Here is a 23838-nt window from a genome sequence, read left to right as displayed (position 1 = left end):
TCCCCGGCGGGGAGGGGCTGGGGGAGGGGGCTCGGCCTCTCAGGCAAACGCGGATCACCCCCACCCAGCCTCCCCCGACCGGGGGAGGGGCTTCCTCGTATGGAGAAACCTATTCCTCCATCACCGGTGCCCGCCAATCCCCGCGCGTTCCCATCCACAGCGCGGTTCCACCGATCGCCGCAGTCTCGGCGCGCAGGATGCGCGGGCCAAGCGTGATCGCCACGGCAGCGGGGTGGGCGCGGATCGCAGCACGCTCGGTATCGTCGAAGCCGCCTTCGGGGCCGACGAGGAGCGCGGCAGGTCCGTCATGCCCGGCGAAAGCGGCGGCAGCCGGCACCCCGCCTTCCTCATCGGCAAAGAACAACCGCCGTCCCTCCGGCCAATCCCGCAGCAGAGCTTCCAGCTTCACCGGCTCCGCCAGCGCGGGCAGCGCCGTGCGCGCGCATTGCTCGGCTGCTTCGGTTACGATGGTTCGCGCCCGCTCCGGATTGAGCTTGTCCGCCACGCAGCGCCGCGTCAGCACCGGACGGATCGCGCCCACGCCCAGCTCGGTCGCCTTCTCCAGCACGAGATCGAACCGATCCTTCTTGATCAGCGCCGCGCAAAGCCAGAAATCAGGCACGGCCTCGCGCTCGCGCAGCCGGCGCACCGCGGTGAGCGTCACATCACGCTTGCCGGTGGCACTCACCTCGGCGAGCCACTCGCCAGTCTGATCGTCACACAGCACGACCGCGTCGCCCGCGGCCACCCGCATCACTTTGGCAAGGTAGTGGGCCTGCCCGCCATCGATGGGAACGGATGCGCCCTCGGCCAGCGGGCCGGGGACAAACAGGCGGGGCGCGGACTTCGGGGGCCATGCGGGGGTTGCAACCATGTCTCGGGCTCTAGCCGATTGCGGGCGCGGGGGCTATGCAGCGGACATGACCGCCGCACCGGAAATCGTCCCTGACACCCAGTATCGCGGCATGCTCACCGTGCTCCCGCCCACCTTGCGCGATCTGGCGCTGCTCGCGCGGTTCGATCGGCCGATCGGCTGGTGGCTCTTGTTCTGGCCTTGCGCCTGGGGGCTGTTCCTCGCGGGCGGTACGGGCCGCTGGGGCATGATCTTCTGGCTCCTCCTCGGCTCCATCGCCATGCGCGGGGCGGGCTGCGTCTACAACGATATCGTCGATGCCGATCTCGATGCCCGCGTGGCGCGGACGGCGGCGCGGCCGATTGCGAGCGGTGCGATTTCTAAGAAGACGGCGTGGATCTGGCTCTTTGCGCTCTGCGGTGTGGGGCTTGCCGTCCTGCTGCAACTGCGCTGGGAGGCGCAGCTTGTGGCGCTGGGAAGTCTGGGGCTGGTCGCCGCCTATCCCTTCATGAAGCGAATCACCGGCTGGCCGCAGGCGTGGCTCGGCCTCGTCTTCACCTGGGGCGCGCCGGTGGGGTGGATTGAGGTTACCGGTTTTGCCCCTTCTTCACCTTATGGCCTGGCGCCGCTGGGCGCGCTCTATGCCGGGTGCTGGGCCTGGTGCATGGCCTATGACACGATCTACGCGCTGCAGGACCGCGAGGACGATGCCATGGTCGGAATCGGCTCCTCGGCGCTTTCGTTCGGGCAGTATGTCCGCGCCGGGGTGATCGGGCTCTATGCCATGGCGATTGCCTGCTGGGCCGGCGCGGTGTGGCTGGTGCGGCCCGATCCGGTGGCGCTGCTGGCGCTGCTGCCGGTGGCGCTCCATTTCGCGTGGCAGGCGCTGACGCTCGATACCGCTAATGGAGACAGCGCGCTCGCGCGGTTCCGATCGAACCGATTCGCGGGCGCGCTGATGGCCGCGGCCTGCTTCGTCGTGGGGGCCGCCGGTCAGCTGTAGCTGACGATCTCCCACTCGATCCCGTCCCAATCGAAGACATAGAACCGGCGGCCCGGTTCGTAGTCCCCGTGGTTGAACGGTTCGAGTCCCTCTGCGATCACGACTTGTTCGGCTGCATCCAGATCATCAACCAGAAGGCCGATGTGGTTGAGTGGCTGGCCCTTGGAAAACGAGCCGGAAAGTGGCTCATCCCCTTGATAGAGAGCGATATAATCGGTCTCCGCCCCGAGGTGGATCGTCCATCCGCCCAGTGCTGAAGGCCCGCGCCAACGCTCGTGCCAGCCGCACAGGCGGGTGAGGAAAGCGGCGGTGCGATCGGGATCGCTGACGCGGATATTGACGTGTTCGAGGCGCGCGGCGGGGGTGGTCATCGCAAAACTCCTTAATAGACCTTCTTCGCGCCAAGCTTTATGCAACCTCAAGCTGACTTGAGGTCAAGGGATTTTTCCGGGGATTCGCGATGCTTGCCAAACCGGCCAAGGGCCGCAACGATCTGGTGCCCATAGGGGTTCTCGCGCAGCGCACCGGGCTCGCCGTCTCCGCCATCCGCTACTACGAGGATCGCGGCCTCATCGCCTCCATCCGCACCAGCGGAAATCAGCGCCGCTTCCTGCGCTCGGACATCCGCCGCCTTAGCTTCATCCTGATCGCGCAGCGGCTCGGCCTCGGCCTCGCCGAGATCGAGCGCGAGATGGCCTCGCTGCCGCACGGCCGCACGCCGACCGTGCTCGATTGGCAGCGTATCAGCCGCTCGCTGCGCAGCGAGATCGACGGGCGCATCCAGCTCCTCACCCGCACCCGCAACAAGCTCGATGAATGCATCGGCTGCGGATGCCTCAGCCTCGATCGCTGCGCGCTCTACAACAAGGAAGACCGCGCCGGAGCGGCAGGGCCGGGGCCACGGTTCGTGCTGGATTAAGGGGCAGGGGGAACCGCAGCTACAATCCGGCGGAACAAGTTGTCAGCCTCGACGAGAAAGCTCGGGGAATCTGGCTTTTCTGGAATGTCCTCCGATTTGCTCAGTTCAGCCAGAATGAGCGCTTCGATCCGTTTGGATCTCCGTGCCGGTGCCCGCTCACGGCTCTGCGCCTTGAGTGCGACCAAGTCGCTTATTTCGTCCGCAATCGCGGGCGGCAAATCCGTCAGGGCCATCAAATCTTGAAGGCGCATTGGCGGACGGCGCTCAGGAAATATGCGCAATGCCCGGATACTCAAAGCTGGACGCAGCGCATAGAAGTAGCGCTTGACCGGAAGCGTCTCGGTGGATGCAGGCCATCGCGCGACGTTGTTGTTGCCAAGGCTCGCATAATGCCTCGCGTAGCCGGCTGGGTTGAAATGCTTGTCGGCCAGCGCGGCCAGTTCAGCAACGTAAGGATCGTCTGCAATATAGCGGATCGGAGAATCAAGCCATTCCGCAACGACTGCATTGTGCTTCAAGAGCAGCCCGAGTGTCTTGCGAATATCCCAGCCGTTGACATCGTAGTCGTCGACTATTGGCCGCTCCACCACATCGCGTACCGGCCGAAGCGTTACATACATAGTCTTGCGGGGGCCGCAAATAGATGAAGCGGACATCATAATCGCTGTCAGGCGATGGAAACCCCCATGCGCGGGAGCCGGATTCCACAGCCATCAGACAGCGAATGCCTTCTTCCCGGATCAAGCTTGAAAGGCGGGCTTCGATTTCGCTTCGGGCGCTTGGTTCGATCATGTCCACATATTCGATGTCGTCCATGAAGAGGCCGATGGCAACTCCGGCTCGCTGCTACTGGGCACTCGCCAGCAAACTCTCCGCCCCGCCCAGATCGACACTCACCAGCCGCGAAATGCCGCGTTCCACCATCGTCACGCCGAACAGGCGGTGCATCCGGCTCATCGTCACGGCGTTGTGCGTCACGATGAGGTAGCGGGTGGTCGTTTCGGCGGCCATGGCATCGAGCAGATCGCAGAAGCGCTCGATATTTGCATCGTCGAGCGGGGCGTCGACTTCGTCGAGCACGCAGATCGGCGCGGGATTGGTCAGGAACAGGCCGAAGATCAGTGCGACGGCGGTGAGCGCCTGTTCGCCGCCTGACAGCAGGGTGAGCGATTGCAGGCGCTTGCCCGGCGGCTGGGCGAAGATCTCGAGCCCGGCTTCAAGCGGATCGTCGCTGTCCACGAGCGCGAGATGCGCCTCGCCGCCCCCGAACAGGCGCGCGAAGAGGCGGCGGAAGTGGGCGTCGACGGCTTCGAAGGCAGCGCGCAGGCGCTCGCGGCCCTCGCGGTTGAGTGCGCCGATCGAGCCGCGCAGGCGGTTGACCGCCTCGGTCAGTTCGGCCTGCTCGGTGATCACCGCGAGGTGCTGCGCTTCGGCTTCGGTCAGTTCGGTCGCGGCGACGAGGTTGACTGGCCCGAGCCGCTCGCGGTCTGCGAGCAGGCGATCATGGGCGGCCGATTCCTCGGGAGCCGCCGAGACGTCGCTGCCGGGAAACCCGATGCGTTCGGGCAGCAGCGGGGGCGGGCACTGGAAGCGTTCTCCCGCGATCCCCGCCATTTCCTGCCGCCGCTGGTCCTCGTTCTCGGCCTTGGCAGCGAGCGCGGCGCGGGCCTCGCGCGCGGTGGCCAGCGCTTCATTGGCGGCTGCGAGCGCCGTTTCGGCGGCGCGCGCTTCCGTCTCGCTGCGCGCGAGCGTGGTCTCGGCCTCGGCCAGCGCAGCGGCATAGCGCACGCGCAACCCCTCGGCTTCCTCCAGATCGCGCGCGAGGGCGGGCGGCTTGGCTGCGACGATGGCGCGCTCCTCGGCAAGGTCCTCCGCCTGCCCGGCCATGGCGGCGAGCCGCCGGGCCGCGTCCCCGGCGCGGGCCTGCCAGCCGCGGATATCGCCGCGCAAGGCGGCAAGCCGTTCCTTGCCGACCGCGAGCGCCTGTCCGTGCGCTGCGACCGACGCCATCGCCGATTGGTAGGCGGCGCGGGCATTGCCATTGCGCTGGCGCTCGGCTTCCACGGCGGCGCGGCCAGTGGCGGGATCGGGCAGGGCTGCGCGGCGGGCTTCGGCGTCCGCCAGTTCGGCTTCGGCAGACTGGCGCTGAGTGGCAAGTTCGGCGGCAGCGCGGTCGATTTCCGCGCGGCGGGCGGCGATGCGGGCGCGCGCCGCCTCGGCCTGATCGAGCGCTCGCAATGCGCTGCGCTCGGCATCGGCGGCGGCGGCGAGAGCGCGTTCGCTGGCGGCGAGTTCGGTCTGCACCCGGGCGAGTTCGGCCTGTGCACGTGCAAGTTCGGCTTGCGCCGCGCTGCTGGCGGCTTCGGCGGCTTCGGCGGCCGTGCGGTGTTCGGGGAGCGCGGTTTCCAGTTCGGCAAGGCGGTTCTCGGCGGCGAGGATGGCCGCTTCTGCGCCGCCCTCGCCGCGCGCGATGAAGCCGTCCCAGCGTCGCAAGTGGCCTTCGCGGGTGACTAGCCATTCGCCGGGGGCAAGCGCTTCACCGCCATCCGCATCTGCGACGCGCACGAGCGCGAGGCGGGCGGCGAGTTCGGGCGGGCACTTCGTCACGTGATGGAGCAGCGCATCGGCGCGCGGGGCGGGAGCATCGGCGCCGGTCCAGAAGCGGCCATCGCCAGCAGGTGCCGCGCCCAGCGGGGCAGCGGCATCGCGGCCCAGCACGGCGGCCAGCGCGCGCTCATAGCCGGGGGCGGCACGCGCGGCGCCAAGCGCGCTGGGGCCTTTGCCGGTGCGCGCTGCAGCAGCCTCGCGCGCGGCCTTGTCGCGGGCGAGCGCGGCGGATTCTCGTTCGAGCCCGACAAGATCGGCGCGTGCTGCGGCAAGCGCGGATGATGCGGCTTCGCGCGCGGCGGCGAGGCTTTCGCGGGCCGCATTCAGGCGCTCCCGTTCGCCGGTCAAGCGTTCGCGGCCCGCGCCGACTTCGGCAAGGGCAGCAGCAGCTTCAGCGCGCCGGGCTTCGGCGGCTGCCATGGCCTCGGCCGGATCAGGCTCGGCCTCCAGCGCGCGCCGGGTTGCGGCGAGCCTAGCATCCTCGCCATCAAGCCGAGCGAGGCGCTGGCGCGCTGCCGCAAGTGCTGCCTCTGCAACGCGCCACTCAGCCTCGATCCCGGCCTGCTCGGCGACCATGGCAGCGAGCGCAAGTTCAGCGGCGCGCGCGGCCTGCTCTGCCGCAGCTTCCGCGGACTTGAGCGCGGGGCCTTCGGCGCTCTGCGCGGCGAGCGTGGCTTCGGCAGCGGTGAGATCGGCTTCGAGGCGCTTCAGCGCTTCGGCAGCGTCGCGGGTCAGGCGGTCGGCCTCACCGCGCTCGTCCTCGATGCGACGGATCTGACGGTCGATATCGGCAAGGCGCTGGGCGGCTGCTTCGGCCTGCGCAGTGAGCGCGGCGATGCGCTGGCCTTGCGCTGCAGCGTCCTGCCGGCGGTCGAACAGCGCATCGCGCGCGGCGCTTTGGGTGGCGGCGGCGGCGTGCTGGGTCTCCTGCGCGGAGCGTGCATTGCCTTGCGCAGTGGTGACCGCTTCCTCGGCGCGGGCCGCAGCGGCGCGGGCGGCTTCGGCGGCGGCGGCGGCATCACGCCAGCGCGCGAAGATCAGCCGCGCTTCGGCGACCCGGATGCGTTCGGAAAGCTGCTTGTAGCGCTCGGCCGCGCGCGCCTGCCGCCGCAATGCTCCGACTTGCGCTTCCAGCGTGACGATCAGATCGTCGAGCCGGGCAAGGTTGGTCTCGGTCGCGCGCAGCTTCGTTTCGGCATCCTTGCGGCGAACGTGAAGCCCGGCAATCCCCGCCGCTTCCTCCAGCATCGCGCGGCGCTCTGCAGGGCGCGCGGCGATGACCGCAGCGATGCGCCCCTGGCTGACGAGCGCAGGGCTGTGCGCGCCGGTCGCGGCGTCGGCGAAGACCAGCGCGACATCCTTGGCGCGCACATCGCGCCCGTTGACGCGGTAGGCGCTGCCCGCGCCGCGCTCGATCCGGCGCACGACCTCAAGCTCGCCCCCGAACGGTCCGGACGGGTCCGTCTCGGCGGAAAGCATGACTTCGGCAAAATCGCGCGCGGGGCGGCTGGCGGTGCCGGCGAAGATCACGTCTTCCATGCCGCCGCCGCGCATGCTGCGGGCCGAGCCTTCGCCCATGACCCAGCGGATCGCTTCGAGCAGATTGGATTTGCCGCAGCCGTTGGGGCCGACAACGCCGGTCAGGCCGGGTTCGATGCGCAGTTCGGCGGGTTCGACAAAACTTTTGAAGCCCGACAGTTTCAGGCGCGTGAACTGCATGGGAACGCGGCTGGCCGCGCTTCCACTCTCAGCCATGCGATCCGCCCCCGTACCGCATGGCCCCGATCAGACCCTGCCGATCAACGCGCGCCGGCCTGCTTGAGGATCGGCTCGAGCGCATCCCAGGTCGCCACTTCCACATTGCGGCCGTTGACGATGAAGGTCGGCGTGCCGGTCACGTTGAACGTGTCGGTGGCCTTCTGCGTGTCGTTCGCCAGCTTGGTCGCAGAGTCCGCCTTGGCCAGGCACTGCGCGGCCTGATCCTTGGCAATGCCGCGCGCGGCAAAGAAATCGATCAGCCCGCCGCGCTCGCCGATGGCCTTGAAGATTTGGTCGGCCGGCAGATTGGCCGCCTGCAGCTGCGCGCCGATCGGCTGGAGCTGGTCGAAGATCGCCTTCTGGTTTGTGTAGACCTGCTCGGTCAGCGCGAAGAAGCTGTCCGGCGTGCCGCAGCGGGTCAGCATCGCCATCGTGGTATCGTAGGGATCGCGCACGAAGTTGCGGAATTCGAGGCTGACCGTACCCTTGGCGACGTACTCGTCGCGCAGGTGCGGGAAGCCCTTTTCCTCAAACTCGGCGCAGTGCGGGCAGGTGAGCGAGGCAAACTCGATAACCTTGATCGGTGCATTGGGATTGCCCATCACATAGCCGCCTTCGGGTGTCACCGCGACCACCTCGGTCCAGGCCTTGCCCGCTGGCGGCGACACGGCATTGAGCGGTGCACCCACCGGCGCGGCACCTGCTGCATCATCCTTTTTCCCGCAGGCAGCGAGGCCGAGCGCGAGCGGCAGCGCGATCAGCGCGAGGAGAAGGCGGCCGGGAGTGAACAGCTTGGTCTGCATGGGATGGGGGTTCGCTTCGCTCGTGAAAGACAACAAACGGCATTGTGCTAGCCGATTGACCGGCTGGATTGAAGGGCCGCGGGGCAGCGGCCCGGGGATTATCGCGGTATCAGCGCAGCCGCGCTTCGATCTGCGGCTTGAGCGCGGCCCACGAATAGGTCCCGCTCAGCGGCACGCCATCGAGCAGGAAGCTGGGCGTGCCGTTCACGAAGTCCTTTTCGCCGGCTTCCTTGGTGCGCTGGGCGAGGCGTTCGGCCAGCGCCTTGTCGGCAAGGCAGCGATCGATCTCGGGGCGGCCATAGCCGCGGGCCTCCATCAGCGAGTAGAACCCGAGGTCGCTGGCAATGGCGCGGGTGCGCGCGGCGAAATCGTTGTTCGACCAGCGCGCTTTCTGCCCGTCGGTCAGGCTCGCCAGCGGGGCCATCCATGTCATCTGGTGACGCAGGAAAGTGCTGTGGTTCGCGAAGAACTTGGAAGGGGGGCCGCAGTGGGTGAGCAGCGCGACGGTGAGGTCCACCGGATCGCGCACGAAGCTGCGCACCTCGATCGAGCCCTTGCCGCTGGAGATGAAGCCGATGCGCAGCTGGGCATCGGATTCCTGCTCGAAATGGGCGCAGTGCGGGCAAGTGTAGCTGATGTATTCGACCAGCTTCACCGCTGCGGCGGGATTGCCGAGCAGATGGCTGTCGAGCGGGGTGCGGGCGACGACGCTGTTCCAGTTGACCTTGGCCGCAGGCGGCGCAGGTTTGCTCGCGGCAGTCAGCAACGCCGCGCCGCAAAGCGCGGCAAGGAGGAGGCCCAGAGTCCTGAACAGCCGTGTCTTCATCATCTTGCGCATCGTCAGTCTTGCTTCCCGCCTAATCCGTTCCATTCGCCTCGCCCAGGCTGCGCGCCAGCGATTCCAGCACCGTGCGCAGTTCCGGGTCGCCGATATCGCGCAGGCTGTCGCCGAGTTCCACAGGAATCGGCTTGAGCGACGGCGGCGCGGCGCGGAGCGGACGCTGTCCATCAGTGGCGGCGGGCGGCTGAACGGCACCTTGCCGCAGCTTGATCCGCGCGACGGCGCGATAGCCGAAGAACTGGTTCACCCGGTCGATGATCTCGGGGATCACGTGCTGGACAAGCGGAGCATGTGCCGGTGTCACCACCAGCTGGAGGATGCCGTCCGCCTTTTCGCCGGGCGGAAAGCGGATCGATTCGGGCGCACAGTGGCGGGCGTGCGCGGGGCCGACGATCTCGCCCCAGCGCGAGACGACCGAGCTCTGCACAAAGCCGAAGCGGCGGAAGGCAGTGCGCCCGATCGTGGGCATGAGGTCTGCGATCGCGCGCGCCTCGCCGCCGCGTGGGCGCTCGTAAGTGCGCGGCGCTGCCGGTGATGCCGCCGCCTTCTTGGCGCTTTTGGGAGGAGTGGGTTGATCGCGTTCCATTGTCGCCGCTGCCATGCCATAGCCGCGCCATGCAGACCAGTGGCGAGAGCGTCGGGAACGGTGATGGGGACGCTGTCGCGGCGTCCCTGCTCGCATGGTACGATGTGAATGCGCGGCGCCTGCCGTGGCGGGTGCTGCCGAACGAGCCTGCACCGGATCCCTACCGGGTGTGGCTTTCGGAAGTCATGCTCCAGCAGACGACCGTCGCGGCGGTGCGGGCCTACTACGCGAAGTTCCTTGAACTCTGGCCCAGGGTCGAGGCGCTGGCGGCGGCCGAAGATGCCGATGTCATGGCTGCGTGGGCAGGGCTGGGCTACTATGCCCGCGCGCGCAATCTGCTGGCCTGCGCGCGCGAAGTGGCGCGGCGGGGCGGTTTTCCCCGCACGGAGGCGGGGCTGAGGGCGCTTCCCGGGCTCGGTGCCTATACCGCCGCCGCCGTGGCCGCGATTGCCTTCGGGGAGCGCGCCGTGGTGGTCGATGCCAATGTCGAGCGGGTGGTTTCACGCCTCTTCGCGATTGCCGAGCCGCTGCCCGGCGGGCGCACCGCGATCCGCGCCGCGACTGATACGATCACGCCGGACATGCGCGCGGGCGATTTTGCGCAGGCGATGATGGACCTCGGCTCCTCGATCTGCACCGTGCGCGCGCCCCGCTGCCTGCTCTGTCCGCTTTCCGGGCCTTGCGCCGCGCGCGCGGCTGGCACGGCGGAGGCCTATCCGGTCAAGGCGGCGAAGAAAGCCAAGCCGACGCGGACGGGCACCGCCTTCTGGATCGAGCGGGATGGCGCGGTGCTGCTGGTGCAGCGCGAAGGAAAGGGCATGCTGGGGGGGATGCGGGCCTTGCCGGACGACGGCTGGTCGGCCCGCACCGACGGCCATGGCACGCCGCCGATCGCCGGGGACTGGCGCACCGCCGGCATGATCCGCCATGGTTTCACGCATTTCGATCTCGAACTGCAATTGATGCTTTGCGGCAGCGCCGATTGCGCTAGTCTGCCGCCGGGAGAGTTCTGGCCGGTCGACGCTGTCGAAGCCGCAGGGCTGCCCACGGTTTTTGCCAAGGCCGCCCGCCTGGCGCTCGCAAACAGGTAGTTCATGCAAGATCAGACGCTTCTGCTTTCCCGCCGCTCCCTGCTGCGGTCTGCGGGCTGGCTCGGTGCGGGTCTCGCCGGATCGGCGCTCGTGCCGTCGCGGCTCTTCGCCCAGCCTTCGCCGGAAGAGATGTATCCGGCGGTCACCAACCTCGTATACGATTACGTGGCTTCGGGCCGCCTGCCCGGCGCGGTCGCGGCACTGGGCTGGGGCAACGGCGCGCCGATGCAGATCGCACGCGGCACGCTGGCCTTCGATTCGGCTGTGCCGGTCGATCTCGATAGCCTTTACCGCATCTATTCGATGACCAAGCCGGTCACCGGCATGGCGGCGATGATCCTGGTGGACGAGGGCAAGATCGATCTCGACCAGCCGATCAGCGATTTCCTGCCCCGGTTCGCCAGGATGCAGGTGCAGGTGACGCCGGACGGCTCGATCACCGATCTGAAGCCGGCGCAGACGGCCATAACGCTGCGCCACTTGCTGACGCACACCGCAGGCCTCGGCTATTCGATCATCCAGAAGGGGCCGCTCAAGGAGGCCTATGAAGCCGCCGGATTGGTGCCGGGACAGGCCTCGCGGCTCGCCATTCCGCCGTTCAGCGGGGTGAAGACGGTGCCCAGCCTGGCCCAGTTCGCCGACAAGCTGGCCGATATGCCGCTGGTTTACGAACCGGGGACGCGGTGGAGCTATTCGGTCGGGCTCGATCTGGTCGGGCGGATCATCGAGGTGGTTTCGGGGCAGGATTTCGACGCATTCCTTGCCGAGCGCATCTTTGGCCCCTGCGGCATGGCGAGCACCGGCTTCCGGGTCAGCGCCGCCATGGCCCCGCGCCTCACCAGCAACTACTTCGTCCACGACGGCAAGGCCGATCCGATCGATCCGGGCGCGACTTCGGTCTATCTCGATCCGCCCGCCTTTCCGTTCGGCGGCGCAGGCCTTGTCAGCAGCCCGCGCGATTATGACCGCTTCCTGATGATGCTGGCGGGTGGCGGCCAGATCGGCAGCGCGCGCGTCATGAGCGAGGCCGCAGTGCGCCTCGGCACGAGCAACCTTTTGCCCGCAAGCGTCGATCTTTCGGGGACGTGGGTCGCAGGCGCTGGCTTTGGCGCGGGCGGCCGGGTCGGCCTCGGTGCCGACGCGGGAACCTATGGCTGGTCGGGCGCGGCGGGCACGGTGGGCTTCGTCAACACCCGCGTCGGCCTGCGCGCGGGCCTGTTCGTGCAGTTCATGCCCTCCTCGGCGCTGCCGATTCCTGAGGAATTCCCCAAGTCGGTGCTCACCGATATCTCGGCCATGAAGAAGGCGGCGTGACAGGCATGCTCTATCGTCCCAATCCCCCGATTTCCTTCACCGGTGCGGTGCTCGACCGCGCCGACCACATCCGCGCCGATGCCGACAAGCTCGCCGAACTGATGAACTGGCGCGCGCGTCTGCTCCGGCTCGACGGGCTCGATCCGGTGATCGGCGATGATGGCACGCTGGTCTGGGGCACGCTGGCCGACGCGGGCGAGCAGGACGAACTCGTCTTCCTCGGCCTCGACGAAAGCGGCCGCGCCTGCTTCGCCCCCGTCGCGCCTGCCAACAAGGGCAACCCCGGCCCCGCCAACCCGCGCCTGTGGGGCGCGATGGCCTCGCTCCCCGCGGGCGATCTCGCGACCTATGGCGGCGCCCGCGCGCTGGTCGATTGGCATGCCCGCCACCGCTTCTGCGCGCGCTGCGGCTATACCACCAAGCTTGGCAAGGGCGGCTGGCAGCGCAAATGCACCAACATGGAGTGCAAGGCCGAGCATTTCCCGCGCGTCGATCCCGTCACGATCATGTCGGTCGAATGGGAAGGCCAGCTCCTCCTCGGCCGCCAGCCCCGCTTCCCGCCCCGGCGCTACTCCGCGCTCGCCGGCTTCGTCGAGCCGGGCGAATCGATCGAGGAAGCCGTGGCCCGCGAAGTGTTCGAGGAAGCCGGCGTGCGCGTGCGCGATGTGCAGTACGTCGCCTGCCAGCCCTGGCCGTTCCCGTCCTCGCTGATGATCGGCTGCCATGCCCATGCCGATGATCCCGCCATCACCATCGACAAGACCGAGCTCGACGACGCGCGCTGGTTCACGCGCGACGAGGTGGTCTATGCGATGGAAGCCCTGAAAACCGGCGCCGAAGACGGCGCCTTCATCGCCCCGCCGCCTTTCGCGGTGGCCCATCACCTCCTCAAATGGTGGATCGAGCAATGAGCAAACCGGCAAGCGTCACCGTCGATATCTGGTCCGATGTCATGTGCCCGTGGTGCGTGATCGGCCACAACCAGCTCGAAACCGCGCTGAAGGGCATGGAAGGCGAATTGGAGGCCACCATCCGCTTCCACCCCTTCGAGCTCAATCCTGACATGCCCGAACAGGGCGAGGAAAGCGCCGCCCACATCCAGCGCAAATACGGCCGCACCCCCGATCAGGCCGCCGAAGCTCGCGGCCGCATGTCACAAGCCGCCGAAGCCGCTGGCTATTCCTTCGCCTACACCGGCGAAGGCGATCCGCCCCCCGCGATGATGTGGAACACCCGCCTTGCGCACCGCCTCCTCGTCCACACCCTGCGCGAACACGGCGCCGAAATGCAGGTAAAGCTCAAGCGCGCCCTCTTCGACGCCCACTTCCAGCAGCGCCGCCGCATGAACGACCCCGCCGTGCTGACCGACATTGCCGCCTCCGTCGGCCTCTCCCGCACCGAAGCCGCCGCCGCCCTCACCGACCCCGAAATCGACGCCATCGTCGAAGCCGGCGAACAGCAAGCCTGGGACTGGAACATCAGCGGCGTCCCCGCGATGATCGTCAACGGCAAATACATGATCCCCGGCGCGCAGGACCCGGCGACTTACGCCAACATGCTGCGGCGGGTGGTGGCGAAGGAAGCGGCGCTGGCGGCTGCGGGGTAGGGGGAAGAAGAGGCCTCCGGCGGGCAAGGGCCATTGCCCTTGCATCCCGATCCTTCCTAATTAGTATCGTTATAGCGCTCGGTTGAGCGTCGTTGCTCGAGGCTAAGTAATCCCACCAAGTATATTAAGGGACTGCTTTGCTGGCCATCAGTGCATCCACCTCTGCGTCCGCCGCTTTGGCTACTTCACCAGGCGCCGGATCAATATAAGCTTGTGCGGCATCAGCCATAGCTTTTGTTATGGCTGATTCACGGGCTTCGTTCGGTATCTTGGCCCAAGCTTCAGCGCATTTTTGGTGTACGCCAAATGCTACCTGCCAGCCCAATTGGCGTGCAGGATAGGCCTTTACACATTCGTTGAACATCGCCTTTTGCAGGGCAGTCAATTTAACCGCCACCGGTTTCGACTCAGGCTCGGGGCTGCAGGCGACGATGGATAACAACGTCGCAGTTGCGATTAGTCTTTTCGACATTTGGATACTCTTCCTGAGCAGCCTATCGCCGGGTTACGCTGACGCCGAACCAAAGCTTCAAATGTCCCCACTCACCGCAACAATTCCCGCACCAGCGAGGGCCTCCGCGCAATCATCGCCAGCAGCACTTGCGCCGGGCCAGTAGGCCGGCGGCGGCCTTGTTCCCAGTTCAGCAGTGTCCCCTTGGCCACGCCGATGCTGCGCGCGAAGGCGCTTTGCGAAAGGCCGGTGCTGGCGCGGATCGCTGAAACATCGACTTCGGGCACCGCGACATGGTGAACCACGGCCCCTGTCTTCTCGCCGCGCGCAAAGGCCAACGCCTCGTTCAGTCCTTCCATCAGGCTCTCGTATGCTTCGCTCATGACGGGTCTCCTTCAAGGGTTCCGTAGGTTGCAAGCAGTTGCTTGCTAACCGCGACCGCTGCCGCTTGCTCGGCCTTGGTCAGGTTGTCTTTCTCGTTCTTGGCGAACACCGTCAGCAGGAACAGCGGCATCGTGGCGCCTCCGAACACGTAGAGCGTGCGATATCCGCCACTCTTGCCGCCACCCTCGCGGGCGATGCGGACTTTGCGAAGGCCGCCACCCAGTGGCACGCCCGCTTCCGGGTTGGCCGCCAGATAGCTGACAATCCCGGCACGCTCGTCCTCCGACATGATCGCTCTGGCGCGCTTCAGGAACGACTCAAGCTCGACGACCGTATGGAGGCTCTGCATTCCGCAGCATTTATACGCTAATGGCGTATGCGTCAATGGCGTATAATTCGCGTAGCGCTATTGCTGATATGGGGCCGGGGAGGACCGAGGAGCTAAATCACCCCCGCCCGATCCCACACCATCTCCCCCCGCCCGGTAAGCACCGTCTCGGTCGGCCCGAACAGGTCTAGCACCACCACCTCGTTCGCGCCCATCTTCAGCCATGGCGCGGGGACGAACACCCCCCGCTGCGGCCCGGCGGACCAGTAGCGCCCCAGATTGCGGCCGTTCACCCAGACGTAGCCCTTGCCCCAGCCGCGCAGGTCGAGGAAGGTGAAGCCTGCCTCGCTCGCGGTGAACGATCCGCGATAGAACGCAGGCCCCGTCTCCCCGCCGCGCCGGGCCGCAAACTGCAGCTTGGCCACATCCTCCAGCAGCACCGGGCGGTGTTCCCAGCCCTTCAGCGGCTCGCCGTCCACGCTCACCGGGCCGATCAGCCCCTTCTGGTCCTTGCCGAGGCCCATGCCGTAGTTGGCGTGGCCCATCGCATCGACCAGCACTTCGATCACCGCGCCCGCCGGTGCATCGATGGCAAAGCTCTTGTCCCCCCGGCGGCGGTCGAGCGTTGGGGCGGGCTTGCCATCGACGGTCACCAGCGCCAAATCGCGCACTTCGGTCAGGCTGAGCTGGCCCTTCACAGCCTGCGCCAGCCGGTGCCGATAGAGCATCATGCCCGCCGCCCGCCCGCAGCCTTCCAGCGTCTGCGGATCATGGGCCACCTGCGCCGCGCCCAGCAGCGGCGTCAGCGGTGCCACCTCGCCCAGCGCGAAGGGCGCCACGTTGAGCGCTTTCTCCGGCGCGGGCAGCTCGCGGAAGCTGTCTGCGGGCAGGTATTCCGCCAGCAACTTGCGCACCGCGGCATACTTCGCCGTCGGCCGCCCCGCCTCATCGAGCAGCGCGTCGTAATCGTAGCTCGAGATATCGGGCTCGTAGACATTCTTCTCCACATCGAGATTGGCGCCCGCCCAGGTCCCGAACGAGGTGCCGCCGTGGAACATGTAGAAGCTCACCGACATCTTGCGGTCGAGCATCCACTTGAGGTTGGCGACCACGTTCTCGGTGCTCGTCGTGGCATGCGTCTCGTGCCAGTGATTGAACCAGCCCGCCCAGAACTCCGAGCAGAACGCCGGCCCGGTAAAGCCCTTGTCCGCCCGCTCCTTGAACGCCTTTTCGGCCTCGCCCGCCGTGAACGTGCCGAAATTGATGCCCGATGGAATGCCGGGGATCGATCCCTTCTCCATCACCGAAGCGCCGTCGACCGTATAGAGCTGCCCGCCAAACCCGGCGGCGCGCGTTGCGTCCACCAGCGCCCGCAGATAGCGCTGGTCGCTGCCGAACGCGCCGTATTCGTTCTCGATCTGCGTCATGATGATCGGCCCGCCCCGGTCGATCTGGAGCGGCGCCAGTTCCTCGCCCAGCCGCTTCAGCCAGCGCGCGGTGGGCTTCATGAAGCGCGGATCGGCGGAGCGCACTGGCGCCCCGGCATCGGGCAGTAGCCACGCCGGAAGCCCGCCGCCGTCCCACTCCGCGCAGACATAGGGGCCGGGCCGCAGCAGCACGTGCAGCCCTTCCTCCTGCGCCATCCGCACCCACGCCGCGACATCGAGATTGTCCGCGAAATCGAACACGCCCGGCGTCTGCTCGTGGATGTTCCAGAACATGTAGGCGCTCAGCGTATTGAGCCCCAGCGCGCGCATTTTGCGCAGCCGGTCCCGCCACAGCCCGCGGGGAATGCGCGGATAGTGCATTTCGCCCGCAAGGATCTGCAGCGGCTTGCCGTCCAGCAGGAAGTCGTTGCCCTTCACCACGAAACGCGAACCGGCGGGCGCGGCAAGACCGGGCACCGCCAGTGAGGCAAGGCCCGCAGCACTGATGCTCATGGCGGTACGGCGATCGACGGTCATCAGGCAGGTCCTTTGGCGATGATGCGCAGGGGCATTGAGGCTAAAACCTGATTTATCAGACTTATTGCCGGTCATCAAACCGCGAAGCCCGGTTACCCTCGTCATCCCCGCGCAGGCGGGGAGCCAGAGCGCCCACAGCACTCCGCTCGCTATCATTACCCGCCCGCCCGATCCCGCCCGGCACCCCGTCCATAATAAATAACAGACGCGTCTGTTATTTATTAGCCACTGTCCTACAACAGCTACCTCGTGGTATGTTCTTTTAATGTTCCAAATATTCCGCGCAAATCTGCCGTTTTTGATCCTGCTGTCGGCTGCGCTGAAGGGGCTGACGGTTTTCGCTCTGGACTGTGTCAACCGTGTCAATTTGACCCGAAATCGCCGAACCCGACTCGGCGGCACGCAGACGTCAGGCCAACCCCAGCTTCGCCAGCTCGCCCGCAAGGCTCGGCGGCAGAATCTCGGCGCTTTCGCCGTCCGCCAGATCGGCGGGTGCTTCGGCCTCTTCCAGATAGCGCCAGCCCTGGTGCGCGCGCTTGGGCTTGGGGTGCACGTCGATCAGCGAGGTGGAGATCACGATTTCGGTGCGGCCATCAGCCGATTCCTCGAAGCCGAGAATTTCGCTGCGCGCGACAAGCTGGTGCTTGAGGATCCAGTAGACCGAACCGCCGATCATTTCCTCATGGCGCTTGGGCAGATAGCGCGTGGTGAGGCGCGCCTGATCGCGGCGGGTCTTGAACCAGCCATGCAGGTCCTCGAACGAGGAAGCCCCGAAGGCGACTTTGGTCATGCTGAGCGGCATGGAGGGTTTTCCGGTTGGATCATCCTGAAACCTCTAGGACCGTGCCCGGAGGGGAGTCGACCGGCCCGTTGGGGCGGCCTAGCTCGCCAGCCCGCTGAGGACGGCAAGCCCGAGGAACGAGAAGAAGCCCATCACATCGGTCGCCATCGTCACGAACACGGCGGAGGATACGGCGGGATCGACCTTGAGCCGGTCCAACGTGACGGGGACCATGATCCCGGCAAGCCCCGCGACGAGATTGTTGATCACCATCGCTGCGCCGATCACGCTGCCGAGCAAGGGGTTCTGGAACAACAGCGCGGTGCCGACGCCGATCAGCGCGCCCAGCGAGAGCCCGTTGGCGAGCGCGATGCGCAGTTCGCGAAAGATCATGCGCACGGTGTTGGAACTGGTGAGCTGGTTGGTGGCAATCGCGCGCACCACCACCGCCAGCGTCTGCGTTCCCGCATTGCCGCCCATGCCCGAGACGATTGGCATCAGCACCGCGAGCAGCGCCAGCTTGGCAATCGCGCCCTGGAACATGCCGACCACCGAAGAGGCGATGATTGCCGTGCCGAGGTTCACCACCAACCACGAAAGCCGCGTCCGCACGGTGAGGTGGATCGGCTCGTTGATGTCACCGTCGCCCGCACCGGAGAGGCGCAGGATATCCTCGCTTGCCTCTTCCTGGATGATGTGGACGACGTCGTCGACGGTGATCTGGCCAACCAGCCGCCCGCTTTCATCGACCACGGCGGCGGAAATCAGCGCGTATTTCTGGAAGCGCAGCGCGACCTCTTCCTGATCCATCGTCACCGGGATCAGCGTCTGGTCGCGCTTCATCACGTCGGTCAGCGCGATCGAGCGCGGGGTGCGCAGGATCCAGGAAAGCGCGCAGGTGCCGATCGGATGATGCTTGTGATCGACGATGAACACTTCCCAGAACTCGGTGGCGAGGTCCTGATCTTCGCGCATGTAGTCGATGAGATCGCCGACCGTCATGTGTTCGGGCACCGCGATCACGTCGCGGCTCATCATGCGGCCGGCGGAGTCTTCGGGGTAGGACAGCGCCGTCTCGATCGCGGCGCGGTCTTCCGGCTCCATCTCGGCGAGGACGGCCTGCTGGTCTTCCTCGTCGAGATCCTGGATCAGCGCGACCGCGTCGTCGGTCTCCATGTCGCCGGCGAGTTCGGCGACTTCATCGGGATCGAGCTCTTCGACGAGATCGTCGCGGACATAGTCGTTGAGCTCGGAGATCACCTCGCTGCCGAGCAGATCGTTGATCGCGCGGGCGAGATCGACGCGGTAGTCTGGCCCGATCAACTCGAACAGGTCGGCCACGTCGGCCGGGTGGAGCGGCTCGACGAGGTTGTAGACGGTCTCCTGATCGTCCGCATCGAGCGCTTCGGTCACGCGGCGGATGAAGCTGGGGCGGAGGGTATTATCCTCGTCGTCGAGGCTTTCCGAATTGCGCGCAGGCTCAGTGACCGCCGCCGTCTCCGTCATCACGGAGCCGCCATCCGCGAGAGCGGAGTCGTGCAGGTCTTCGTCGCGCGCCATGCTGGCAGGCGATACGCAAGGGGGAGGCAAAAGCAACCTCGATGGTATACTTTGGCGAACAAGGGATTATATGCCGGGACCAGACAGAAGGGATTTGGTGACCATGGCAGACGAAAAACTGGTTCTTACGCTCGATGGCGGTGATGTTGTGATCAATCTGCGCCCGGATCTGGCGCCCGGCCACGTCGAACGCATCAAGGAACTGGTGGGCGAAGGCTTCTACGACGGCGTGAAGTTCCACCGCGTGATTCCGGGCTTCATGGCGCAGGGCGGTTGCCCGCAGGGCACTGGCATGGGCGGATCGAGCAAGCCCGATCTCAAGGCCGAATTCAGCGATGCACCGCACGTGCGCGGCGTTTGCTCGATGGCCCGCACCAGCTATCCGCACTCGGCCAACAGCCAGTTCTTCATCTGCTTCGACGATGCCCGCTTCCTCGATAAGCAGTACACCGTGTGGGGCGAAGTCGAGAGCGGCATGGAACATGTCGACGCGCTGCCCAAGGGCGAGCCGCCGGCAAAGCCCGGCGCGATCCAGAAGGCGGCCATCGTCACGGCCTGAGGGCTCGCGATGAACCTGGAGCTCAGGCATCCCGCGCCGGCCGACCGCGCCGCGTGGGACCGCCTGTGGCAGGGCTACCAGCGCTTCTACAAAGTGGAGATCGCCGACGCAGTCAGCGACATAACCTGGGAGCGCCTGCACGATCCGGCCGAGCCGATGCACGCCGCGATTGCCTGGCAAGGCGCGCGTGCCATCGGGCTGGTCCACTGGATATTCCACCGCTCAACGTGGACTGCAGGGCCCTATTGCTACCTGCAGGACCTCTATGTCGAGCCCGACGTGCGCGGCGGCGGCGTGGGCCGCAAGCTCATCGCCCATGTCCGCAGCGAAGCGGAAGCCGCCGGAGCCTCGCGGCTTTACTGGCTGACGCACGAGACCAATACCGACGCGATGGTGCTCTACGACAAGGTCGCCGAACGTTCGGGCTTCGTGCAGTACCGGGTTGTGCTGTAGTAGGCAGAGGCGGCAGGGATCAGCATGACCGAATACACCCGCCTGCGCGCACTTGCCGATCCCGACCATCTTCCGGCGCTGAACCGGGACTATGTCCATGAACGGCCGGCGCTGGGGCTTGGCGATCTGGCGCATCCGCCGCGCATCCTGCTGCTCTATGGCAGCCTGCGCGAACGCTCGTTCTCGCGCCATGCGGTTGAGGAAGCCGCGCGGCTCCTGCAGTTTTTCGGCTGCGAGACGCGGATTTTCGACCCTTCCGACTTGCCGCTGCCCGATCAGGTGCCGGGCGACGATCATCCGGCGGTGCATGAACTGCGCGAGCATGCGCTGTGGTCCGAAGGGCAGGTCTGGTGCAGCCCGGAGCGGCACGGCCAGATCACCGGGATCATGAAGACGCAGATCGATCACCTGCCGCTCGCCTATCAGGGCCTCAGGCCGACACAGGGGCGCACGCTTGCGGTGATGCAGGTCAGCGCCGGGTCGCAATCGTTCAACAGCGTCAACAGCTTGCGCATTCTGGGCCGGTGGATGCGCATGTTCGTCATCCCCAACCAGTCAAGCGTGGCGAAGGCCTATATGGAATTCGACGCGCAGGGGCGGATGAAGCCTTCCGCCTACTACGAGCGCATCGTCGATGTGATGGAGGAGCTTGTCCGCTTCACCGTGCTGCTGCGCCCGCATGCCGATCGGCTGGTGGACCGCTATTCGGAGCGTGTCGAAGCTGCGCGAACAGGTTGAGAACCATACCTGACCTCAAGGCATTGCGCATGGCCGGCAGGCCCGCGCACTCGGGCAAGATCGCGCAACAGCAATTGGGGCGAGTGTCCTAGGGATTAGTCCTCAAGCGGGACAGTGCAACTTCCGCTGCAATGAGATCCTGGACGCCCAGACCCACAAGTTTGCCGACAGTAAATTCGCTATCGTCAATGCGGCCTTTCGCCCTGCCAAGATAGACCTCACCCAGTTCAACCACGCCATCGGCCGAGCCGCCATTGCGGACCGCATATGCGAGGTCACCATACTCAAGGTTCACGCGAAGGCTATCGACCACCACCTTCGCGCGGTGCAGCGTTTCCGGGTCGAGTTCGACTTTTGCGCCGCTATCTGCCCCGATCGCGGTGATGTGCTGGCCTGGGCGAAGCCATAGCCCCTCGATGATCGGCTGCGTGCTCATCGTCGTGGTCACAATGCAATCGCTCTCTTCAACGACCTGCCTGGGTGAAGCGGCGGCACGGACAGCCACGTGCGGGAGTTCTGAGGCAAGCTGCGCGACAAGCGCATCAGCCTTTGCCGGATCCCGCCCCCAAATCGCCAGATGCTCGAATGGTCGCTCGAGATAAAGGGCATGTGCTTGCAGTCTGGCCTGGATCCCTGTGCCAAGCACACCCGCCCGCAACACAGTCCTGGGCGCCAGAACGCGCGCAAGCAGCGCCCCAGCAGCGGCAGTGCGCAGGTCGGTCAGGAAACTGTCATCGCGCAGAATGGCAATGGGATCGGTCGTCAGCGCGTCGAGCACAAGCACCATGCCGGAGCCCGAAATGCCCTCTTGCTGAAGCTTGACGGCTGACCAGCCAGCGACCTTGACCACGCAGTAAGCGCTCCCAGCCAGACTTGCAGCCTTGATATGGAGTTCACTGCGAGCATCGGGATGCAGATGGGCAAGCGGGGCTTCAGCGCGGCCGTCGCTGTAGCCGGTAAAGGCCGCGATGAGCGGATCGACCAGATCCTTGAGCGCAACCACCGCTTCGATCTGCTCGCGGTTGTAGATCCTGATCATGGCAAAACCTCCAGTGTTCCCGTTCCCATGATGAACACGCCGCCACCGACGGAAACTGCGCTGATTGCCTGTGCCGCACCAGAAGTGCGCACGATGAGCTCGCTCGGTCGTCCCGCGAAGCGGCCTTGGTGCAGCGTCCAGGACACATCCGGCGTCAGTCGTCCGTGCTTTGTGAGGTATGCGCCGACTGCCCCTGCCGCGCTCCCCGTCGCGACGTCTTCAAGGATGCCGTCATTGTTCCAAGTGCGCCCTTCCGACGCCTCAACGTCCAACACATAGGCAAACTTTGCCCCCATCGATTCAAGCAATCCGGCAAAATCGTCGTGGACGATGCGGGCTTGAGCAAGGCCGCGCCGGAGCGGCACAATGACGTAGGGGAGCCCAAGCGAGACGATCTCGAGAGGTAGATCGTGGAGATCGCCGAGGCCCAGATTTAGCGCTTCCACAAGTTCAGCGTGTCGGGACTGATCGATCGAACCAAGGAACTCCGGCTTGCCCTGGGCCATTTCAGCCCACCATCCCGAGCCGCGGTGCTCGGTTGAAACCGTGACAGTCTTGCGATTCAGGATGAAGGTCCAGATCTCGCGCTCGCTTGCATTGGCGCTGTCTCGGTGGAGCACGGCGGCAGCGCCGAGCAGCGGGTGCCCTGCGAAATCGAGTTCCTCGATCAAATCGCAGATCCGCGCGCGCCAATGGCTGCGGGTTTCGGTCGGTTCGAGAAAAACGGTTTCAAAGTGACGCAATTCCTGCGTCACTGCTAGCCGCTGCCGCGCGTCAAGGCCGAGCCCGTCTTGAACAACGGCAAGGCTGTTGCCACGGTACGGCGCAGAAGCAAACACGTCGGCATGTGTGAAGTGTAACACCATCGGAGAATTCACAATCCGGATCGAAGCTGATCGGCGAAGCGCGCGATTGCGGCATCGTCGCGGCGGTAGAACGTCCACCCCTTCTTGCGTGTGGCGATAATCAGACCGGCATCTGCGAGCAGCGTCAGGTGCCGTGAGGCCGTCGCGGGCGCGATGTCGAGCTTCTCACGAAGATAGTCGGCACAAACGCCGTCGATGATCAAATCGCCGTCTACCTGCGGGGGAAAGTGTGCAACCGGGTCCTTCAGCAGCTCGAGTATGGTCAGCCGGACGGGACTGGCAACTGCCTTCACAACCGTGACGATCGAATCGATTTCGCTATTTCGCATATTTGCTAAATAGCGAATTAGAGGTGGCAGTCAACGCCTTCCGGGTTGGTTCAGATGGCCCTTGTCGGCGAGAATGTCAGATCAGGCTTTGCTGAGCCCGCGCGCTTCGCGGCTTATGGGGCCTACAAGCCCGCTTTGATCATCCAATCGTGGAACAGCCGCACCGGGCGTGATTGCAACGCGCGGGGGCGGCAGACGAACCAGTAGGAATAGGGGCTGTCGACCTCGATGTCATAGAGCCGGGCGACGCGCGGATCGTGGCTGCGCTTGTAATGGTCATCGTGCATGATCGCGATGCCAAGGCCCTGCGCGGCAGCTTCGAGGATCAGCTGGCCGGAATCGAAATGGTCGATCGCGGCAGGTTGCAGCGCTTCCAGATGAAGCGTGCGCTTCCATGCCTCGAAGCTCATCGGCAGGTCGTTGTGGACGAGGAAGGTCTGCTTGCCCAGCTTTGCAAGATCGGGCCGCGTGCCCAGTTCCGCCACGATCTCGGGCGTGGCGATGGCATAGACGCGGTTGTGATCGAGCCGCACCGAATGGAGCGAGCCGTCCGGCCCTTCGGACAGGATGATCGCGGCGTCGATTGTGTCGCCCAGCTTGGTTTCGGCAGCGGCCGAACTGTCGATATCGATGTGGAGCTGCGGGTGGAGCTTGCGCAGTTCACCCAGTCGCGGAAACAGGCGCTGGCTGCCGAACAGCGGCAGCACGCCGAGCCGGAGGCGCAGGACCTGGCCGGTATCGATCAGGCGGTCGATCCGGTCCGCCATTTCGTCGATCAGCGGCGCGACCGCATCATAGAGCTGCTGGCCTTCCTCGGTCAGCTTGAGCAACTGGTGCTTGCGTTCGAACACCGGCTTGCCGATGAACTCCTCAAGCGCGCCGAGCCGGCGCGAGAGCGCGGAGGGGCTGAGCGCGAGCTCTGCGGCCGCCGTCTTGGCCGAGCCCGCACGCACGACGCGGATGAACGCTTCGAGTGAGCGCAACGGAGGCAGGCGGCGGATCATC

At 66.1% G+C, this 23838-nt stretch carries 26 protein-coding genes and 1 pseudogene; 9 read left to right on the top strand and 18 right to left on the bottom strand.

The window, feature by feature from the left end:
- Positions 1 to 109 precede the first annotated feature (109 nt).
- Positions 110 to 874 (bottom strand): 16S rRNA (uracil(1498)-N(3))-methyltransferase, encoded by a 765-nt coding sequence (locus tag ACODS2_RS22535; protein ID WP_489000735.1) that lies wholly within the window; start codon positions 872 to 874, stop codon positions 110 to 112.
- 46 nt (positions 875 to 920) lie between these two features.
- Here ACODS2_RS22535 and ubiA point away from each other — a divergent pair, with 46 nt between their 5' ends.
- The gene (gene ubiA, locus ACODS2_RS22530; protein ID WP_489000757.1) at positions 921 to 1856 is read left to right on the top strand and encodes a 4-hydroxybenzoate octaprenyltransferase; all 936 of its coding nucleotides are present in this window, start codon (positions 921 to 923) and stop codon (positions 1854 to 1856) included.
- On the opposite strand, the gene ACODS2_RS22525 is transcribed toward ubiA, so the two are convergent.
- Complete coding sequence (locus tag ACODS2_RS22525; RefSeq protein ID WP_489000734.1) at positions 1847 to 2227, bottom strand: VOC family protein; 381 nt, start codon at positions 2225 to 2227, stop codon at positions 1847 to 1849. The genes ubiA and ACODS2_RS22525 overlap by 10 nt on opposite strands.
- Positions 2228 to 2316: 89 nt before the next feature.
- Between ACODS2_RS22525 and soxR the strand changes: the two genes are divergently transcribed.
- Complete coding sequence (gene soxR / locus ACODS2_RS22520; RefSeq protein WP_298164905.1) at positions 2317 to 2775, top strand: redox-sensitive transcriptional activator SoxR; 459 nt, start codon at positions 2317 to 2319, stop codon at positions 2773 to 2775.
- Here the strand turns inward: soxR and ACODS2_RS22515 are convergent.
- The 6 genes and pseudogenes from ACODS2_RS22515 to ACODS2_RS22490 all read right to left on the bottom strand — a co-directional run bounded on the left by ACODS2_RS22515 (position 2772) and on the right by ACODS2_RS22490 (position 9385).
- Positions 2772 to 3431 (bottom strand): nucleotidyltransferase domain-containing protein, encoded by a 660-nt coding sequence (locus tag ACODS2_RS22515; RefSeq protein WP_489000756.1) that lies wholly within the window; start codon positions 3429 to 3431, stop codon positions 2772 to 2774. The two genes, soxR and ACODS2_RS22515, sit on opposite strands and share 4 nt — an antisense overlap.
- 1 nt (position 3432) lies before the next feature.
- Positions 3433 to 3567 (bottom strand): annotated as a pseudogene (locus ACODS2_RS22510) (DNA polymerase beta superfamily protein); the annotation flags it as partial.
- Positions 3568 to 3621: 54 nt separating this feature from the next.
- Positions 3622 to 7101 carry a chromosome segregation SMC family protein gene (locus tag ACODS2_RS22505; protein ID WP_489000755.1) on the bottom strand — a complete coding sequence of 1160 codons (3480 nt, stop codon included), beginning with the start codon at positions 7099 to 7101 and terminating at the stop codon, positions 3622 to 3624.
- 80 nt (positions 7102 to 7181) lie between these two features.
- Positions 7182 to 7943 (bottom strand): DsbA family protein, encoded by a 762-nt coding sequence (locus ACODS2_RS22500; protein WP_298164898.1) that lies wholly within the window; start codon positions 7941 to 7943, stop codon positions 7182 to 7184.
- Between the two features lie 109 nt (positions 7944 to 8052).
- Positions 8053 to 8781, bottom strand: a complete 729-nt coding sequence (locus ACODS2_RS22495) for a thioredoxin domain-containing protein (protein ID WP_489000733.1) — start codon at positions 8779 to 8781, stop codon at positions 8053 to 8055.
- A 19-nt stretch (positions 8782 to 8800) separates the two neighbouring features.
- The gene (locus tag ACODS2_RS22490; RefSeq protein ID WP_489000732.1) at positions 8801 to 9385 is read right to left on the bottom strand and encodes a DUF721 domain-containing protein; all 585 of its coding nucleotides are present in this window, start codon (positions 9383 to 9385) and stop codon (positions 8801 to 8803) included.
- A gap of 14 nt (positions 9386 to 9399) precedes the next feature.
- Here ACODS2_RS22490 and ACODS2_RS22485 point away from each other — a divergent pair, with 14 nt between their 5' ends.
- Genes ACODS2_RS22485 through ACODS2_RS22470 form a run of 4 tightly spaced genes read left to right on the top strand, consistent with a single transcriptional unit; the run spans position 9400 to position 13381 of the window.
- Entirely contained in the window at positions 9400 to 10461 is a 1062-nt protein-coding gene (locus ACODS2_RS22485; protein ID WP_489000731.1) for an A/G-specific adenine glycosylase, read from the top strand.
- Positions 10462 to 10464: 3 nt separating this feature from the next.
- A complete protein-coding gene (locus ACODS2_RS22480) occupies positions 10465 to 11775 on the top strand; it encodes a serine hydrolase domain-containing protein (RefSeq protein WP_489000730.1) in 1311 nt (436 codons plus the stop codon).
- A gap of 5 nt (positions 11776 to 11780) precedes the next feature.
- A complete protein-coding gene (gene nudC, locus ACODS2_RS22475; RefSeq protein WP_489000729.1) occupies positions 11781 to 12686 on the top strand; it encodes an NAD(+) diphosphatase in 906 nt (301 codons plus the stop codon).
- Complete coding sequence (locus ACODS2_RS22470; protein ID WP_489000728.1) at positions 12683 to 13381, top strand: DsbA family oxidoreductase; 699 nt, start codon at positions 12683 to 12685, stop codon at positions 13379 to 13381. Before nudC ends, ACODS2_RS22470 begins: the two co-directional genes overlap by 4 nt.
- A 124-nt stretch (positions 13382 to 13505) precedes the next feature.
- On the opposite strand, the gene ACODS2_RS22465 is transcribed toward ACODS2_RS22470, so the two are convergent.
- From ACODS2_RS22465 to mgtE, 6 genes are all read right to left on the bottom strand, one after another.
- Complete coding sequence (locus ACODS2_RS22465; RefSeq protein ID WP_489000727.1) at positions 13506 to 13853, bottom strand: hypothetical protein; 348 nt, start codon at positions 13851 to 13853, stop codon at positions 13506 to 13508.
- A gap of 71 nt (positions 13854 to 13924) precedes the next feature.
- Positions 13925 to 14215, bottom strand: coding sequence for a helix-turn-helix domain-containing protein (locus tag ACODS2_RS22460; RefSeq protein ID WP_489000726.1), 291 nt, complete (start codon positions 14213 to 14215; stop codon positions 13925 to 13927).
- Positions 14212 to 14565 carry a type II toxin-antitoxin system RelE/ParE family toxin gene (locus ACODS2_RS22455; RefSeq protein ID WP_489000725.1) on the bottom strand — a complete coding sequence of 118 codons (354 nt, stop codon included), beginning with the start codon at positions 14563 to 14565 and terminating at the stop codon, positions 14212 to 14214. Before ACODS2_RS22455 ends, ACODS2_RS22460 begins: the two co-directional genes overlap by 4 nt.
- A 92-nt stretch (positions 14566 to 14657) precedes the next feature.
- Positions 14658 to 16508: a glycoside hydrolase family 35 protein gene (locus ACODS2_RS22450; protein ID WP_489000724.1), complete on the bottom strand. Its 1851-nt coding sequence runs from the start codon at positions 16506 to 16508 to the stop codon at positions 14658 to 14660.
- Between the two features lie 409 nt (positions 16509 to 16917).
- Positions 16918 to 17310 (bottom strand): DUF1489 family protein, encoded by a 393-nt coding sequence (locus ACODS2_RS22445; RefSeq protein ID WP_489000723.1) that lies wholly within the window; start codon positions 17308 to 17310, stop codon positions 16918 to 16920.
- 78 nt (positions 17311 to 17388) lie between these two features.
- Positions 17389 to 18795 carry a magnesium transporter gene (gene mgtE / locus ACODS2_RS22440; protein WP_489000754.1) on the bottom strand — a complete coding sequence of 469 codons (1407 nt, stop codon included), beginning with the start codon at positions 18793 to 18795 and terminating at the stop codon, positions 17389 to 17391.
- A 157-nt stretch (positions 18796 to 18952) separates the two neighbouring features.
- On the opposite strand from mgtE, the gene ACODS2_RS22435 reads away from it, so the two are divergent.
- Genes ACODS2_RS22435 through arsH form a run of 3 tightly spaced genes read left to right on the top strand, consistent with a single transcriptional unit; the run spans position 18953 to position 20599 of the window.
- A complete protein-coding gene (locus tag ACODS2_RS22435; protein ID WP_298164879.1) occupies positions 18953 to 19408 on the top strand; it encodes a peptidylprolyl isomerase in 456 nt (151 codons plus the stop codon).
- Between the two features lie 9 nt (positions 19409 to 19417).
- Positions 19418 to 19861, top strand: coding sequence for a GNAT family N-acetyltransferase (locus ACODS2_RS22430; protein ID WP_489000722.1), 444 nt, complete (start codon positions 19418 to 19420; stop codon positions 19859 to 19861).
- A gap of 24 nt (positions 19862 to 19885) precedes the next feature.
- Positions 19886 to 20599, top strand: coding sequence for an arsenical resistance protein ArsH (gene arsH, locus ACODS2_RS22425; RefSeq protein ID WP_489000721.1), 714 nt, complete (start codon positions 19886 to 19888; stop codon positions 20597 to 20599).
- Positions 20600 to 20687: 88 nt separating this feature from the next.
- On the opposite strand, the gene ACODS2_RS22420 is transcribed toward arsH, so the two are convergent.
- From ACODS2_RS22420 to ACODS2_RS22405, 4 genes are all read right to left on the bottom strand, one after another.
- Positions 20688 to 21638 carry an ornithine cyclodeaminase family protein gene (locus ACODS2_RS22420; RefSeq protein WP_489000720.1) on the bottom strand — a complete coding sequence of 317 codons (951 nt, stop codon included), beginning with the start codon at positions 21636 to 21638 and terminating at the stop codon, positions 20688 to 20690.
- On the bottom strand, positions 21635 to 22504 hold the full coding sequence (locus ACODS2_RS22415; protein ID WP_489000719.1) for a PhzF family phenazine biosynthesis protein: 870 nt from the start codon (positions 22502 to 22504) through the stop codon (positions 21635 to 21637). Before ACODS2_RS22415 ends, ACODS2_RS22420 begins: the two co-directional genes overlap by 4 nt.
- A gap of 8 nt (positions 22505 to 22512) precedes the next feature.
- Complete coding sequence (locus tag ACODS2_RS22410; RefSeq protein ID WP_489000718.1) at positions 22513 to 22833, bottom strand: ArsR/SmtB family transcription factor; 321 nt, start codon at positions 22831 to 22833, stop codon at positions 22513 to 22515.
- A 122-nt stretch (positions 22834 to 22955) separates the two neighbouring features.
- Complete coding sequence (locus tag ACODS2_RS22405; RefSeq protein ID WP_298164874.1) at positions 22956 to 23837, bottom strand: LysR substrate-binding domain-containing protein; 882 nt, start codon at positions 23835 to 23837, stop codon at positions 22956 to 22958.
- Position 23838 lies beyond the last annotated feature (1 nt).

Source organism: Novosphingobium sp. FG137 (assembly GCF_057809735.1).
This window is presented reverse-complemented; position numbering and strand designations above follow the sequence as displayed.

What these genes read in the sequence shown, in the direction of transcription:
- ACODS2_RS22535 (WP_489000735.1), bottom strand. Translation starts at nt 874, where the DNA reads ATGGTTGCAACCCCCGCATGGCCCCCGAAGTCCGCGCCCCGCCTGTTT.
- ubiA (WP_489000757.1), top strand. Translation starts at nt 921, where the DNA reads ATGACCGCCGCACCGGAAATCGTCCCTGACACCCAGTATCGCGGCATG.
- ACODS2_RS22525 (WP_489000734.1), bottom strand. Translation starts at nt 2,227, where the DNA reads ATGACCACCCCCGCCGCGCGCCTCGAACACGTCAATATCCGCGTCAGC.
- soxR (WP_298164905.1), top strand. Translation starts at nt 2,317, where the DNA reads ATGCTTGCCAAACCGGCCAAGGGCCGCAACGATCTGGTGCCCATAGGG.
- ACODS2_RS22515 (WP_489000756.1), bottom strand. Translation starts at nt 3,431, where the DNA reads ATGTCCGCTTCATCTATTTGCGGCCCCCGCAAGACTATGTATGTAACG.
- ACODS2_RS22505 (WP_489000755.1), bottom strand. Translation starts at nt 7,101, where the DNA reads ATGCAGTTCACGCGCCTGAAACTGTCGGGCTTCAAAAGTTTTGTCGAA.
- ACODS2_RS22500 (WP_298164898.1), bottom strand. Translation starts at nt 7,943, where the DNA reads ATGCAGACCAAGCTGTTCACTCCCGGCCGCCTTCTCCTCGCGCTGATC.
- ACODS2_RS22495 (WP_489000733.1), bottom strand. Translation starts at nt 8,781, where the DNA reads ATGCGCAAGATGATGAAGACACGGCTGTTCAGGACTCTGGGCCTCCTC.
- ACODS2_RS22490 (WP_489000732.1), bottom strand. Translation starts at nt 9,385, where the DNA reads ATGGCAGCGGCGACAATGGAACGCGATCAACCCACTCCTCCCAAAAGC.
- ACODS2_RS22485 (WP_489000731.1), top strand. Translation starts at nt 9,400, where the DNA reads ATGCAGACCAGTGGCGAGAGCGTCGGGAACGGTGATGGGGACGCTGTC.
- ACODS2_RS22480 (WP_489000730.1), top strand. Translation starts at nt 10,465, where the DNA reads ATGCAAGATCAGACGCTTCTGCTTTCCCGCCGCTCCCTGCTGCGGTCT.
- nudC (WP_489000729.1), top strand. Translation starts at nt 11,781, where the DNA reads ATGCTCTATCGTCCCAATCCCCCGATTTCCTTCACCGGTGCGGTGCTC.
- ACODS2_RS22470 (WP_489000728.1), top strand. Translation starts at nt 12,683, where the DNA reads ATGAGCAAACCGGCAAGCGTCACCGTCGATATCTGGTCCGATGTCATG.
- ACODS2_RS22465 (WP_489000727.1), bottom strand. Translation starts at nt 13,853, where the DNA reads ATGTCGAAAAGACTAATCGCAACTGCGACGTTGTTATCCATCGTCGCC.
- ACODS2_RS22460 (WP_489000726.1), bottom strand. Translation starts at nt 14,215, where the DNA reads ATGAGCGAAGCATACGAGAGCCTGATGGAAGGACTGAACGAGGCGTTG.
- ACODS2_RS22455 (WP_489000725.1), bottom strand. Translation starts at nt 14,565, where the DNA reads ATGCAGAGCCTCCATACGGTCGTCGAGCTTGAGTCGTTCCTGAAGCGC.
- ACODS2_RS22450 (WP_489000724.1), bottom strand. Translation starts at nt 16,508, where the DNA reads ATGACCGTCGATCGCCGTACCGCCATGAGCATCAGTGCTGCGGGCCTT.
- ACODS2_RS22445 (WP_489000723.1), bottom strand. Translation starts at nt 17,310, where the DNA reads ATGCCGCTCAGCATGACCAAAGTCGCCTTCGGGGCTTCCTCGTTCGAG.
- mgtE (WP_489000754.1), bottom strand. Translation starts at nt 18,795, where the DNA reads ATGACGGAGACGGCGGCGGTCACTGAGCCTGCGCGCAATTCGGAAAGC.
- ACODS2_RS22435 (WP_298164879.1), top strand. Translation starts at nt 18,953, where the DNA reads ATGGCAGACGAAAAACTGGTTCTTACGCTCGATGGCGGTGATGTTGTG.
- ACODS2_RS22430 (WP_489000722.1), top strand. Translation starts at nt 19,418, where the DNA reads ATGAACCTGGAGCTCAGGCATCCCGCGCCGGCCGACCGCGCCGCGTGG.
- arsH (WP_489000721.1), top strand. Translation starts at nt 19,886, where the DNA reads ATGACCGAATACACCCGCCTGCGCGCACTTGCCGATCCCGACCATCTT.
- ACODS2_RS22420 (WP_489000720.1), bottom strand. Translation starts at nt 21,638, where the DNA reads ATGATCAGGATCTACAACCGCGAGCAGATCGAAGCGGTGGTTGCGCTC.
- ACODS2_RS22415 (WP_489000719.1), bottom strand. Translation starts at nt 22,504, where the DNA reads ATGGTGTTACACTTCACACATGCCGACGTGTTTGCTTCTGCGCCGTAC.
- ACODS2_RS22410 (WP_489000718.1), bottom strand. Translation starts at nt 22,833, where the DNA reads ATGCGAAATAGCGAAATCGATTCGATCGTCACGGTTGTGAAGGCAGTT.
- ACODS2_RS22405 (WP_298164874.1), bottom strand. Translation starts at nt 23,837, where the DNA reads ATGATCCGCCGCCTGCCTCCGTTGCGCTCACTCGAAGCGTTCATCCGC.